Genomic DNA, 13,794 nt, shown 5'->3' with positions numbered 1-13,794 from the left:
AGAAGGGAGGACCGACGCCGGGCAGGAAGGACCGACGCCGGGCAGGACGTGATGGCGGGCAGAACGTGACAGCGAGGGCGCCGATGGGTTGCGCGGGGGCGGGACGGGCGGACGGGCCGCTGCGTCGCCTCCGTGCCGGCCGGTCGGCCACGAAAATGTTGCTGATGTGTGCCGCATTCCTTTCACCACACCGATGAGGATTGCGGAATCGGTTGCGGTGGAGTTAGCGTCCGGCTGACCGATGTGTCAGATCAGACGTCGCGCCTAGGCAAAGGGGGACACGGTGACCACCGCCCGTACCGCGCCTTACGAAGTCCGTCAGGCCAGTCCTGTCCTCGGGGCCGAGATCGTCGGCGTGAATCTGGGGAGCGGCGTTGACGAGGCCACCGCGCAGGCGCTGCGCGAGGACTTCTGGGCGCACAAGGTCCTGGTTTTCCGCGGCCAACATCTCTCCCCCGCCGCGCACGTGCGGGCTGTGCGGATCTTCGATGAGCCGTTCGACCACCCCACGTGGCTGCGCCGTCATGAGGACAACCGGCTGGTGTATACTTTCGACCTTGAGAAGGCGGGTGCCGCCTCGACGTGGCACGTCGGCGGCGTGTGGCGCACCCCGCCGTTCAACCTCGAGTCGCTGACCTATCAGGTGGTGCCGGAGGTTGGCGGCCACACCCTGTGGGCGGACCTGCAAGCGGCCTACGACGGTCTGTCCGAGCCGTTCCGGCGACTACTCCAATCGGTCAGCGCGGTGTACGACGTCTATCCCGGGGACGGTACCTATAACCGGCCGCCGGTGACCGAGACCGTCGAGCATCCCGTGGTGCGCACCCACCGTCACACCGGTCGCGAGGGGCTGTTCCTCAGCTCCTCGGCGCTGCGCCTGACCGGCGGCATCAGCGCCGCCGAGGGCGAGGCGCTCCTGCCGTTTCTGCTCAAGCACGCCTCCTCGCCGAACTACACCGTGAGCTTCGGCTGGAAGCCCGGCGACTTCGTCATCTGGGACAACCAGGCCACCTGGCATTTCGCGGTCAACGACTACGATGGCCCACGGGCCTACCGCAAGGTCATCGGCGGCTGAACCGGCTGTGCCGCCCCAACCGCGGCAGCCGGGCAGGCCGGCCCAACCAGGAGGATGACGAGCGTGTCCCAACAAGTGAGTTCCCTCTTTGCCAGCCCGACCGACGTCGCCACGTACGGCCAGTACACGATCAGGCAGGACCCGGGGGACCCGCGGCCGCTGTATCGGTTCACCGCACGGATCACCGCGGACGGGTCGAGCGGATATCGGGCCGAGCCGGGGCGTTACCACATCTACTCCGGCTGGTTCTGCCCCTGGGCGCAGCGGGTCATCCTGCAGATCGCGCTGAACGGACTCGAGGACGTCATCAGCGTGTCCTACGTCGACAACAGCCGGGACGCCCGCGGCTGGGCATTTCGCGAATCCAACGGACCGGACCCGGTGAACGGGTTCACCCTGCTGCGCGACGCCTACGAGGCGACCGAGCCCGGCTTCGACGGCCACGTCTCCGTGCCGACGCTGTGGGACCGGGAGACCCGCCGGGTCGTCAGCAACGATTTCGTCACCCTCGGCATCGATCTGGCCACCCAGTTCGGGGCCTGGTCCAACGGTGCCGACATCTACCCCGAGCACCTGCGCGCCGAGATCGCCGAGCTCGACTCCTGGATCGGTCCCGCGGTGAACCGCGGCGTCCACCGGGCCGCCCACGACGAGGCGGCCCGCGCCGCGCTGCAGGGCGCGTTCACCCGGCTCGACGCCCGCCTCGCCGACGCCCCGTACCTGGTCGGCGGCCAGCTCACCGAGGCCGACATCCGCCTGTGGGTCTCGCTTGCCCGCTATCCTGGACGCGCCGACGACGCGCAACGCCGCAACCACCCGAACCTGTGGGCCTATGCCCGCCGCCTGTACCAGCTGCCCGCCTTCCGGGCGACGACCGACTTCACCACCTTCGCCGATCCCACCGTCCCTCCCGGCTGGGACACTCCCGCGGCCGGCTGACGGGCGACCGGGCTGACTGGTGACGGGACGGTGACGGTGACGGGACGGGGGGACGGGGACGGGGACGGCGGGATGGTGCGAGGACGACGTGACACGTCGATCGGGCCGGGCCAGGGCGTCATGATCGCCGACCACACCCAGCAGTGGTACGAGGGCCGCGCCGCCGCGGCCTGGAGTGGCCACAGCGCTTCGGTGTCGCTTCTGCAGGGGCAAACCAGGGCATAACACCCTTCGTAGCCCTGTAGTAGGAACACCATCCCCGTCCCGACGCGCGGGTAGCTTGGGTACCGGTCGGACGGACGGTGTGGAGACGGGTGAAACTCGCCGCGATGCGGCTCCTGCTCGCCCGGGGCCAGGCACGGTGGAACAGGGGAAAGGGGAATCGCCTCTGTCGGCGCCAGACCGTTCGGCGGCTGCCAGCATCACTCGGCAGCCGCCGAACGGGGTCGGCGTCAGGATGTGGCGAGCAGGAGTCGCCTTTCGTCGTCGGCGGGCAGGGGCTCACGTCCGTCGAGGGGGCCGCCGCGGGCAGCGTCCCAGGTCGCGACATCGGTGACGGTCTGGACGATCGGGCGGGTCCGCAGGCCGTGGGCGCGGGCGCGGCGGCCGTCGACCAGGTTGGCCGCGCTCCAGGCCGGATCGCCGATCCACAGAGGCACACCCATCCACGGCGCGACCCCGGCCGCCAGCAGGTCCGCGGTGGACCTCCAGACGAGCGGCGCGTTCGAGCCCGCGACCGTGCGGCAGACGTCGAGCAGTTCGCCCATCGGCAGCGACAGCCCGACCGCGTTGTGGATGCCCGACGCGGTCGCGTCGACCAGCCACGCGCCGAGGTCCCGGACGTCGAGGAACTGGGCGGGATCGGCCGGATGGCCGGGGGCGAGGACCGGGCCGCCGCGGGTGAAGCGCCGCGTCCAGTAGGCGAACCGCTCGGTGGGGTCGTGCGGGCCGACGAGGAGCCCGGACCGGGCGATCAGGGCGCGATCGCCGAAGCCGGCGAGCACGATGCGCTCGCACGCCGCCTTGCGGCCACCGTAGGAGTCGTCCTCGCGGACGACGGCGCCCTCGACGGGCGCAGTGGTCTGGTCGGCGTAGACCGAGACGGAGGAGACGAAAACGTACCGGTCGACTGCCTCGCCCAAGGCGGCGACCGAGCGGGCGACCACGGCCGGCTCGTACCCGGCGCAGTCGATGACCAGGTCGAAACGCCGTCCGGCAAGGGCGGACAGGTCCGTGCTCCGGTCACCGAGCACGGTTTCCAGCTGCGGGAACAGTCCCGGGGCGGTCAGCCCCCGGTTGAACAGGGTGACCTCGGCGCCGGCGGCGAGCGCCGCGTCCACGACGGCGCGGCCGACGAACCTGGTTCCACCCAGGATCAGGAGATGCATGAGGGAGATGCCTTTCTCAGGCAGGAGTTACCGCTGTTTCAGGGCATGGAGAAGAGAGGCGCTGCGCACGCATGGCCTCACCCCGGCAACTCACCGCCCACGTCCATCCCCGGACGCGGCGTCTCTCGCCGAACCCTACGCCCTCATCTCCTCCTGCGATGGCCACGCACGCAGCGCGCCGCAAGCAGGATCGGGATGAGTAGGTCGTCGTGAAGGGCGTCCTGGCACGGTTCCAGTCTCGAGGGCACCGACCGGGCACTGACACGTCGCCGAGGACGCGGCGGCCGAGGCGTTCGAGGCCGCCCTCGAGGCCTGCGGGCGCCCCGTCCCGGCCGGCTCGCCGATCACCATCGTCGGACGATCGCCGACGTCGATCCCGTGGCGACCGCGAGCACGGTCATCTGCGCCCTGCCCGGAATGTCGCGCCGTCGCCGCAATCTGCCCGCATGGCCCGGCGCCCGGGGCCCGGTCGAGATGTGCAAAAACCCGGAAAGAATTCCGAATATATAGCGAGGTTTGGCGGCTGGATTTGCGGCCCGTGGCAGACCGGATACGCTTTCCCGCGACCCTGATTGGCTGCTCTTCTGAAAGCAATGGAGAGAACCGTGCAGAGATCGATGAGAACTCGGGCCGCAGTGGTCGCGCTGTCGAGCGCGGCGACCATTTTCGTCGCACTGGGGCCGGCGGCTTCGAGCGCCTTCGCGTCGGACGGCCGGGAGACGGTCGCGCAGGCCGACCGCTGGGGAGACGACGGGTGGCGGAAAGACAACCGCAAGGACGACTGGTTCGACGACGACTGGTTCGACGACAAGGGAAAGGATGGGCACTGGAAGAAGGACGACTGGTTCGACGACAAGGACGCCCGCCACAACGATGACCGACACAAGGACGACTGGTTCGGCGACAAGGACAAGGATGACTGGAAGAAGGACAGCTGGAACAGGGACGGCTGGAACAAAGACCATGATCGCAAGGATGGCTGGAAGAAGGACCATGATCGCAAGGACGGCTGGAACAAGGACGACTGGAAGGGCGACGGCAGGGACTGACGACTAGCGACCGAGTCGGCCACTTGTGCGGGCCCCACCGTTGGTGCGGTGGGGCCCGTCCGGTGAGGGTGGCCGCGGCGAACACATACTCGTCCAGGTCGAACGAGGTCAGGATGATGACCCGGCTGGCCGGGTGCGCGGTGATCCGCCGAGTGGCGTCGATGCCGTTCAGATCGGGCATCCGGATGTCCCTGAGGACCAGGTCGGGACGCAGCTGGCCGGCGAGCTTCACCGCCTCGGCGCCGTCCCGCGCGGCGCCGACGACCCGCATCCCCTGTCCTGCGAAGCGACAAGCAGCCCGGTGACATCGCCGCGGAAACCGCCGTTCCCGCCGCCCATTCGCTCATCGCCGTGGCCAACTCCGACGCCCGTTCGAGTATCTCGACGGTCCCGCACTTCCGCCGGCCCTATGATCACTCCTGCTCCCGTATGTTCGACGGTTTCGCCGTACAGCCGGGTGGTCGATCTCGGGGGAGGCGGCATCGTGGCAGGGTCCGATGGTCTGGCACCGACACGTGGGCGCGGGGTGCTGGAGGGCGCCTTCGGCATTCTCGACGCGCTGTCCTGGTACCACTCGACCGGCCTGTCGGAACTGGCCAGGACGACCGGCCTGCCGAAGTCGACGGTGCACCGCCTGGTCGAGCAGCTCACCGCGGTGGGCGCCGTAGACCGGGACGGCGCGGGGGGCTACCGGATCGGCGCGGGCCTGCGGCGGATTACCGCCCCCGACCGGTCATTGCACCGGTTGGCTCGCATGGCCCGGGAGCCCGTCGCCGCGCTGAGCGCCGCCACCGGCGCGGCCGTCGCCGTCGTCGTCCTGCGCGACGACCAGGTCGTCGCCGCCACCAGCGCCGCCGCTGAGCGCGGCCTGGACCTCGGCGACAGCCCGACATCACGGCGCCTGGACACCGCCGGCGGCCAGCTCCTGCTCGCGCACCGGTCCGACCTGGCTGACCGGTCCGACCTGGTCGACCGGTCCGACCCGGCCGGACCACCGTCGATGTCGCCGCGGCAGTGGCAGCGTGCCCTCGCCGAGATCCGCGAGCACCACGTCGCCTACGACCGGCAGGATCTCGTGACCGGCGTCTGCTGCGTGTCGGTACCGATCCGCAGCCTGGACGGGACGGTGCTCGCCGCGCTGACCGCCATGGTGCTGGCGCCGCGGCTCGCGCCGGACCTCGTCGACCGCCTCCGGCACACCGCGACCCGGCTCGGCACAAGGCTGCCCGGCCCGCCGCCACCCGGCCCGTCGACGTCGGTCTGGTGCGAGTAGCACGACACCCGCGCGCGTGAACACGTGCGCGCACGGACACGCAAGCTCGACGACCGCGGGCAGGATCGCGCGAACGCAGGGTGCGGTGTACGCGCAGGGCGGGCGTCCCGGTGAGCGGACCGGGGCCGTGGCCAGGTCGCGACAGAACGCGGCGCAACGGGCCGGCGGCGAAGACCCTGGGTTTCGCCGCCGGTTGCCCGGTCTCCCGGACGGCCCCCGCGACCCGTCCCAGGAGGACACGTGACCGCCCGCCTCGCGCTTCCCGCCCGCCGTCTGGCGGCCCTGGCCCTGACCCTGGCACTCGCCGTCGGGTTCACCGTTGCCGCGCACCCCCCGGCGGCCCGTGCGGCCACCGTGAACTGCGGCACCAGTCACCCCTATGCCGGGAACTGGCACTCCTACGCACCCGACGGCAGGCTGGTCAACATCATCATCAGCTTCACGGACTGCGACAAGTGGTCAACCGCGTCGGTCCGAGTCATCGGCCGTCCCTGGCTGGGCCTGCCGAACAACAACCCCTTCCTCTGGAAGGCGCCCGACAGCGTGCGCTGGGGCTACGTGGGCGTGTCCCTGACCGTCACGTTCCGCTACAACGGTCTGACCGAGAGCGTCTTCATCACCCCGGCGCAGAGGTGGACCGGGCTGCCGGCAACCCTCACTCAGCACTTCAGCAACGGAAAGACCCACACCTACCCGCGCCAGTACCTCGCCCGCACCTGATCCAGACCGCCCGCCGCCCGCGCGACCGCCGCGACCAGCCATCTTGCGGTTCCTGACGGTTCCACGGTGGCAGTCTGGCGGTCCCACGGCGGCGGCGATCCCTGGCGGTTCCACGGTGGGCGGCGCCCCTGGCGGTCCATGACGCTCCAACGGGGGCAGCGGTCCTGGCGGTCCAACGGTCCTGGCTGTTCTGGCTGTTCGCCGGGCCCTGCGGACACTGCTGCCGACCACCTTCCCGCCGTCCTGCTGGGGCCCCCGCCTTCCCTTCCCCTCCTCAGGCTCGGCGGAGGACCCTGCGGCGGGAAGTCACCCTCCGTGGCAGAGCTGGTCCGGTCAAGATCCAAACAGGTCGCTGTGGGGGCATTCGTGTCCGATTCGCCCCCCACGGCGACCTGTTTGGACGGATCTTGGTCGGTGGCCGACCGCACGGCGTGGCGATCATGGGATTCGGGCCGGCGTTGCCGGGGTCGGACGGGAAAGGGCAGCCGGAGGCCTGCGGGCCCGCATGGGTCCTGGCGAGCGGGTCCGGCTCGTGGCGCGAGCGCACGCGAAGCGGACTACGGGAGACTCCAGTCGACGGGCTGGGCACCCTGGCGAAGCAGCAGGTCGTTGGCTCGGCTGAACGGCCGGGAACCGAAGAAGCCGCGGTCGGCCGACCGCGGTGACGGATGGGCGGATTCGATGGTCGCGGCGCCGTCCAGGAACGGTCGCAGGCTGCGCGCGTCGGCACCCCACAGGATCGCGACCAGCGGCTTTCCTCGTCCGGCCAGCGCCCGGATCGCCTGTTCGGTGACCAGCTCCCAGCCTTTGCCCCGATGCGAGCCGGGCTGGCGCGGCGCCGTCGTCAGCGCCCTGTTCAGCAGCAGCACACCCTGGCGCGTCCAGCCGGTCAGATCACCGTTGGACGGTCTGGGCACGCCGACGTCCGCGCACAGCTCCTGGAAGATGTTCTGCAGACTGCCCGGCAGACTGCGCACCTCGGGCGCCACCGCGAAGCTGTAGCCGATGGCCATCCCCGGAGTCGGGTAGGGATCCTGCCCGACGATCAGCACCCGCACGTCGTCGAACGGCTGCTGGAAGGCTCGCAGCACATGCGGCCCGGCCGGCAGGTAGCTGCGACCAGCCGCGATCTCCGCGCGCAGGAAGTCACCCATGGCGCTGATCTGCCCCGCCACGGGTTCGAGGGCCTGCGCCCAGCCCGGCTCGACAAGTTCCCGCAGTGGTTGCCCCGGCATGGCTGATCAGCCTACGTCGCACCACCGACCCCACCTGCCGGCGGGCCCACAGTCGTGGCGATCAGCTGGGGCCGGGACCGCTTGGGATAAGGCGCGGACAATCTGTCCGGGTTTCATTAGGGGAAGATCCATGTTGATGCTGCGTTATGCGTCGCGGACCCGGCTGGGCGAGGAATCGAGAGACAACGAGAGGGGTCCGCATGTTCCCGCTTCGTAGGATGGTCAGCGCCGCTGCTGTCGCCCTGCTGCTGGACAACAACGCGGTTCAGAATCCCCGTGATCCCCACGAGTTCATCCACAACCTGCCCGACCACCGGCAGCCGTACCACTGGTTGGCCAGCGGCACCTTTCCGCCCAGCCTCTACTCCCGGATCCACAGGATCGGTCTGACCGTGCACTGCTAGGCCCGCGTCTCGCACCTGGACTTCTGGTGTGCCCACCCGACCCCCGTGATCATACTGTGCCGCTCCCGGGCGATCCGGTCGTCGCTCAGCGCGTCCGCCGGGGACCTGGACCTGCCGGCACAGGGCGGCACGGAGTGGCAGGCGGTCACGGGTGCCGATGTCGCCGGGCGTGACGCCGGGATGCGGACCCGGTACGGACGGGTGATAGTGAGAGATAAAGGGCCCGCGCCGGCCGGACCATGACGATCAGGGGGGCGGGTCACGGAAGGAACCGGTGAGTGTGGCAGCGGTCATCATCCCGGGGGTGAGCCTGGGAAGCGAACTGGGCCGGGGAGCCTCGGCCGTGGTGTATCACGCCGAGCGGCACGGCCGAGGCTATGCGGTGAAGGTGTCCCGGGGTGTTCCACCGTGTGAGGTGATCCGTTCCTTCCGGCGGGAGGCGACCGTGCTCGCCTGCCTACGGCATCCCAGCATCGCCCGGGTGTTCGCCGCGGGGGAGGCCGACGGCCGTCCCTACCTGATATTGGAGCTGATCGAGGGCGAGCCGGTGGCGGCCCGGCTCGCCGCCGGACCGCTGACGGTTCCGACCACCCTGCGCATCGGCCTGGACGTCGCGGGGGCGCTCGCCGCTGCCCACCGGCTGGGCCTCGTGCACCAGGATGTCACGCCGACGAACATCATGATCAGGTCGGACGGCCAGGCGGTCCTGGTGGACTTCGGGTTGCTGGGCCGCGCCGGCGGCGTCCCGCGGGACGAAATGGTCGGGACCGTGCTCTACAGCGCGCCCGAGCAGAGCGGAATGCTGAACCGGCCGGTGGACGCGCGCTCGGATCTCTACGCCCTCGGCGTCGTGCTCCACGCCTGTCTCACCGGACGCCCGCCGTTCGAGGCGGGCGACGTCGCCGAACTGATGCGGCTGCACGCGGTCGCCATGCCCCCGGACCCGCGTCGCGTCCGCGACGACCTCCCACCCGGTCTCGTGGACATCGTCGCCACCCTCCTGGCCAAGGATCCGGACGACCGGTTCCAGTCCGCGGACGACCTGGTCGCGGCATTGGCCGCCGTGGCCGGGCCGGACACGCCGGCGGCGGTCGCCGGGACCTTCCCCCGGCCGCCGTCGGACCAGCCGGTGGGACGCGCGGTGCCGCTCGGGCAGCTACGGGCCGCCTGGGATCGTGCCCGCGGACCGGCGGGTGAACGAACGGTCGTGGGCGTCACGGGGGACATGGGGATGGGAAAGACACACCTCATGCGGACGTTCGTCCGGGAGGCCCGGGCGGTGCCGGGCGCCATGCTGATGGAGGCGAAGTGCGCCGAACGGGCCGACGCTCCCTTCGTCACGTTCCAGGCGCTGGTGGAGAGCTGGCTGCACGCTCCCGGGGCCTCGGTCGGCCGGCTGCGGGCGGCGGCCGGTGACGACGGCGCCGTGCTGGCCGGTCTGCACCCGTCCCTGGGCGGTCCGGACGGTCCGCGCCGGCCGGGATCGGCGGCGACCGGCGACGCGGGCGTCCAGCTGCGGCTGGCTGTCGCTCGGTTGGTCCGGGAGCTGGCCCGGCGCAGCGGCGGCCTGCTGCTGTGGGTGGACGACACCCAGTGGCTCGGGGCGGCGGACCGGCAGCTCCTGGAGGAGATCGTGGGAGACCCGGAGCCGGCGCCGCTGCTGGTCGTCGCGACGGCCCGCCGGGCCGAGCGCCTCCTGCCGGCGGGCAGGTCGCCGCGCCTCGACATCCGGCTGGAGCCGTTGGGCGAGCCCGAGGTCGCCGAGCTGGTCCGCAGCTGCCTGGGTGACGTCGCCGACGACCGCTTCGTCCGGGAGGTGGCGGTCCGTTCCTCCGGCTGCCCGCTGGCCGTCTTCGAGTATGTGCGGGCGGTGATCGACGCGGGCCTGATCCGGCCGTCATGGGAGGGTTTCGACCTCGACCGGGAAGGACTGGACTCACTCGCCCTGCCGGACGAGGTGCTGGGGCTGATCCGGCGCCGGGTCGGCATGCTGGACTCCTCGTCGTTGCCGGTGCTGAGCACCGCGGCGGCGATCGGGCACCAGTTCGATGTCACGCTGCTCGCCGCGGCGGCCGGGGTGACGCCGGAACACACGCGGCTCGTCCTCGCCGAAGCGGAACATCACCAGCTCGTGACGCCGGCCCCCGACGGCTGGTCGCCGGAACCGGGCGGGGGCTGGTCACCGGAGCCGGACATCTGGTCGTCGAAGCCGGGGAGCTGGCCGCCGGGCGGCTGGTCGTCGACGTCGAGCGGCGGGCCGTCGAGGGCGGGGGGCTGGTCATCGGATCGCTGGTCGTTCGTGCACGACTGCGTGCGGGAGGCACTGCTGTCGACCATCAGCGCCGACGGCCTGCGCCGACGGCACGTGGCGATCGCGGACGCGATGGAGGCGGCCGGAACCGTGCGGGGCGCCGCCCGGTTCGCTCTCGCCCGGCACGCGGTCAGCGGCGGACTTCCCGCGCCCCGGCTCTACCGCCTCGCCCGGGCGGCGGCCGAGGCCGCGCTCGCCGGGCGCGCTCCGGTCGAGGCGGAGGGCATGTTCCGGGTGGCCGCGGGTGCCGCCGCGCGGGCCGGTATCGCCGCGGACGGCGCCTTCGAGACGGGCTTCGGCCTGGCCTGCTCCCGCATCGTGAAGCCGGACCGGGCTCGCGCCCACTTCGCCCGCGCCCTGACGCTGGAAGCGGACCCGCTGGCCCGCGCGGCGCTGCACGCGGAAGCGGCGGGAATCGAGCACGGAATGCGCAACTACGGTGCCGCCGCGGCCCACGTCCGGCGGGGCCTCGCCGAGGCCGGCCGGCCGATCCCCGGCCCCGTGCTGGTCGGCCCCGTCGCGTTCGGCCGGATGCTGTGCGCGCTGGCCATGCGCTGGCCGGCGACCGGCTTCGGGACGGCCACCGGGCCGGCCCGGCGGCGCTACGAGATCGAGCTGCGCCTGCATGAGATCGGCGGGCCCAACTCGCTGTTCCTGTCCGACGCCCCGACCTTTCTGTGGCATCTGGGCGGGCTGTACGTGATGAAGCGGCTGGGCTTCGGTGAGCTGTTCATCCGCGGCCACAGCATCATCAACTGCGCGGCGGCGGAGATGGGCCGCCGGCGGCCGACGCGCCGTTCGATCAGGACGTTCCGGGTGCTGGCGGAGAAGACCGGCAATCCGGCCCTGCTGGCCGAGGTGGACCTGTACACGGGTTTCGCCCTGCAGTTCCTCGGCGAGACCACCGTCGTCAGCGACCAGCTCGAGGCGACGCTGCGCCGGGCGGCCCGCTGGGTCGACGCGTCCCTGTACGACGACGCGGTGACGGCCCTCGCCATGAACTACGACTACCGGGGCCTGTGGCGGGAGGGCCTGGCCTGCCTGCAGCCGAACGCCTACGGCATCGACTACGTCTTCAACGACATCCGGATCATGAGGTCCCGGATGGCACGCTCGCTTGGCGGTGCCGGCGAGGACCTCGAATCGGTGCTCGCCGCCCTGCCGTCGGCACGGGAGGAACCGGTGCGCACCTTCATCGTCGACCACAACCTGATCGAGACCGAGCTTGAGGAGGCCGGCACCGAGGCGGGAGCAGCGGGCGCCGGCGCGGGCTTCGACCGCCTGGTCGCCTCGGCCCAGGCCAAGGGCCGCTCGCCGTGGCGCAGCGCGAAGTTCCACCGGCACTACTGGCTCGTCCAGGCTCGGGGCCGCCTCGAACAGGCCCGGGCCGCGACGGGCAGTGAACGAACCGAGCGGGCCCGCGTCGCCCGCCGCTGTCTGCGGGAGGCGTTGCCGGCAGCGGCGCTGCCCCTGTTCCGTGCCGACCTGCTGGTGCTCCGGGCGATCGCGGAGCAGATCGCGGGCCGGCCTTGGTGGGCCCTGCGCTGGCTCACGGCGGCGCAGCACCTGGCGACCCGGCTGGATGCTCCCCGCATCATCTTCGACGTGTGCGTGGAACGCGCCCGCTGCCTGCGGTCCCTCGGCCGGGACCGGCAGGCCCGAGAGGAGGCCGGCCACGCGCTCGCGCTGGCCGACGCACACGGCTGGATCCCCCGCGGACGTGCCGTGCGCCGCGAGTTCGGACTCTCCGATCCCATGCCCAGCCCGGCCAGAGGGCCAAGCGTGGTGGGCTCGACCCGGGATCGGCGCCGCCTCGACGCGCTGCTGCGGGTCAGCGCCGCCACGAACGGTGCCGTCGACCCGGAGGCGGTGGCCGACATCGTCCTCACCGAGATCACCGACATCCTCGGCGCCGACCGGGCGCTGCTCCTGTTTCCGAAGGACGCGGCCGCCGTGGTCGCCGGAGACGACGCCAGGCCCGGACCCGAGGACGGGCCCGCCGGGGAGGGCCGGTCCGTGACCCTCGTTCCCCACGCCGGGCACACCGCGCGGGACGGCGCGGCGACGGGCCTGTCGTCCTACGCCCACAGCATCGTCGCCCGGGTGCACGCGGATGGACGGCCACTGGTCGTCACCGGCACCGCGCAGGGCGCGGCGCTCGGCTCCGACAGTGCCGTCCAGCACGGTCTGCGCAGCATCCTGGCCGCGCCCATCACGATCGAGGGCGGTGCCTCCGGTGTGATCTACGTGGACAGCCAGGTGGCCAAGGGCCTGTTCACCGAGGATGACGTTGACGTCCTCGTCACGCTGGCCAAGCAGGTCGGGGTGGCGCTGCGGACCGCCGAGGCCGCGCGCCTGCAGACCCACCTCGCCGCCGAGCGCCGCCAGCGTGAGCTCGCCGAGGCCCTGCGCGACGTCGCCGAACAGGCCGGCTCGACCCTGCGCTCACGGGACATCCTGGGTCGGATGCTGACCGCGGCGCGACCGGTGCTGCCGCACGACGGCGTGTGGGTCCTGCGCCAGGACGTCCGGTCGACCATCCGGGTCATTCAGGTCCACGGGGACGTCGACCCGGGTGCGGTCGGGGCGGCCGTCGAGGACGCGCGCACGGTGCTGACCCCCGCCTTCACCGGCGCCACGATCGGTGGCAGCCCGGCCGCGGCGGCCATCCGTCTTCCGGGCGTGTCCCATCCGCTGCGATCCTGGTTGGCGCTGCCGGTCACACCGCCGTGCGCCGTCCCGACCATCATCGTGCTCGCCGGCTCCCCCGGCGCGGACGGTGCGGGCCCGCAGGCGGAGGTGGCGAGGATGGTCCTGGGCACCGCGGCGACCGCGTACGACAACGCCCGCCTGTACGAGGAGGCCCGGCATTCGGCCGCCACCGACGTCCTCACTGGCCTGCCCAACCGGCGGCACTTCGTCGAACAGGCGACCGCGCGGGCGCGGGCGCGGATGTCCGCCGGTCGGCCGACCTCCGCCGCGATGATCGACGTCGATCGGTTCAAGCAGGTCAACGACCTGCACGGGCACGCGGTCGGGGATGAGGTGCTCGTCGAGATCTCCCGCCGGATCGAGCGCTGCGTGCGCGGGGAGGAGCTCGCCGGCCGGCTCGGCGGGGAGGAGTTCGCCGTCCTCGTCGCCGGCGGCACCGAGCAGGCACACGCGCTGGGCGAACGCCTTCGGCGCGCCGTCTGCGCCCGGCCGGTGGGGACGTCCGCCGGTCCGCTCCACGTCACCGTCAGCGTGGGCACCGCGATCTTCGACCCGGACGAGCCGTCGCTGTCCGCGGTGCTGGGACGCGCCGACCAGTCGCTGTACGTCGCCAAGAGCACCGGCCGGAACCGGACCGTCTCGGCCCACCCCCATCCGCCGGCCCGGGCCGGCCGGCAGAACTGACGAC

The 13,794-nt window shown here is 72.0% G+C and carries 9 protein-coding genes and 1 pseudogene; 7 read left to right on the top strand and 3 right to left on the bottom strand.

Annotated features, from left to right (window positions below; translation table 11 throughout):
* Positions 1-283 precede the first annotated feature (283 nt).
* Together MXD95_RS12420 and MXD95_RS12415 are read left to right on the top strand one after the other, a co-directional pair.
* Entirely contained in the window at positions 284-1,075 is a 792-nt protein-coding gene (locus MXD95_RS12420) for a TauD/TfdA dioxygenase family protein (protein WP_250640743.1), read from the top strand.
* A 54-nt stretch (positions 1,076-1,129) separates the two neighbouring features.
* Positions 1,130-2,014, top strand: a complete 885-nt coding sequence (locus MXD95_RS12415) for a glutathione S-transferase C-terminal domain-containing protein (RefSeq protein ID WP_251078256.1) — start codon at positions 1,130-1,132, stop codon at positions 2,012-2,014.
* A gap of 452 nt (positions 2,015-2,466) precedes the next feature.
* Here the strand turns inward: MXD95_RS12415 and MXD95_RS12410 are convergent, their stop codons facing one another.
* A complete protein-coding gene (locus MXD95_RS12410; protein ID WP_250640741.1) occupies positions 2,467-3,402 on the bottom strand; it encodes an NAD-dependent epimerase/dehydratase family protein in 936 nt (311 codons plus the stop codon).
* A 635-nt stretch (positions 3,403-4,037) separates the two neighbouring features.
* Between MXD95_RS12410 and MXD95_RS12405 the strand changes: the two genes are divergently transcribed.
* A complete protein-coding gene (locus tag MXD95_RS12405) occupies positions 4,038-4,451 on the top strand; it encodes a peptidylprolyl isomerase (protein ID WP_250640740.1) in 414 nt (137 codons plus the stop codon).
* 82 nt (positions 4,452-4,533) lie between these two features.
* Here the strand turns inward: MXD95_RS12405 and MXD95_RS12400 are convergent.
* A pseudogene (locus MXD95_RS12400) lies at positions 4,534-4,722 on the bottom strand (response regulator); the annotation flags it as partial.
* A 213-nt stretch (positions 4,723-4,935) separates the two neighbouring features.
* Between MXD95_RS12400 and MXD95_RS12395 the strand changes: the two are divergent.
* Both MXD95_RS12395 and MXD95_RS12390 read left to right on the top strand, forming a co-directional pair.
* Entirely contained in the window at positions 4,936-5,724 is a 789-nt protein-coding gene (locus MXD95_RS12395; protein ID WP_250640739.1) for an IclR family transcriptional regulator, read from the top strand.
* Positions 5,725-5,964: 240 nt separating this feature from the next.
* Entirely contained in the window at positions 5,965-6,444 is a 480-nt protein-coding gene (locus MXD95_RS12390) for a hypothetical protein (RefSeq protein WP_250640738.1), read from the top strand.
* A gap of 557 nt (positions 6,445-7,001) precedes the next feature.
* Here the strand turns inward: MXD95_RS12390 and MXD95_RS12385 are convergent.
* Positions 7,002-7,679, bottom strand: coding sequence for a uracil-DNA glycosylase (locus MXD95_RS12385; protein ID WP_250640737.1), 678 nt, complete (start codon positions 7,677-7,679; stop codon positions 7,002-7,004).
* Between the two features lie 200 nt (positions 7,680-7,879).
* Between MXD95_RS12385 and MXD95_RS12380 the strand changes: the two genes are divergently transcribed.
* Both MXD95_RS12380 and MXD95_RS12375 read left to right on the top strand, forming a co-directional pair.
* A complete protein-coding gene (locus MXD95_RS12380) occupies positions 7,880-8,083 on the top strand; it encodes a DUF6294 family protein (RefSeq protein WP_250640736.1) in 204 nt (67 codons plus the stop codon).
* 274 nt (positions 8,084-8,357) lie between these two features.
* A complete protein-coding gene (locus MXD95_RS12375; RefSeq protein ID WP_250640735.1) occupies positions 8,358-13,790 on the top strand; it encodes a diguanylate cyclase in 5,433 nt (1,810 codons plus the stop codon).
* Positions 13,791-13,794 lie beyond the last annotated feature (4 nt).

Origin of the sequence: Frankia sp. AiPa1 (assembly GCF_023243075.1) — a bacterium.
In the GTDB taxonomy this organism is placed as follows: domain Bacteria; phylum Actinomycetota; class Actinomycetes; order Frankiales; family Frankiaceae; genus Frankia.
Note: the sequence above shows the minus strand (reverse complement) of the source record. Positions and strands in the feature narration are given on the sequence as shown.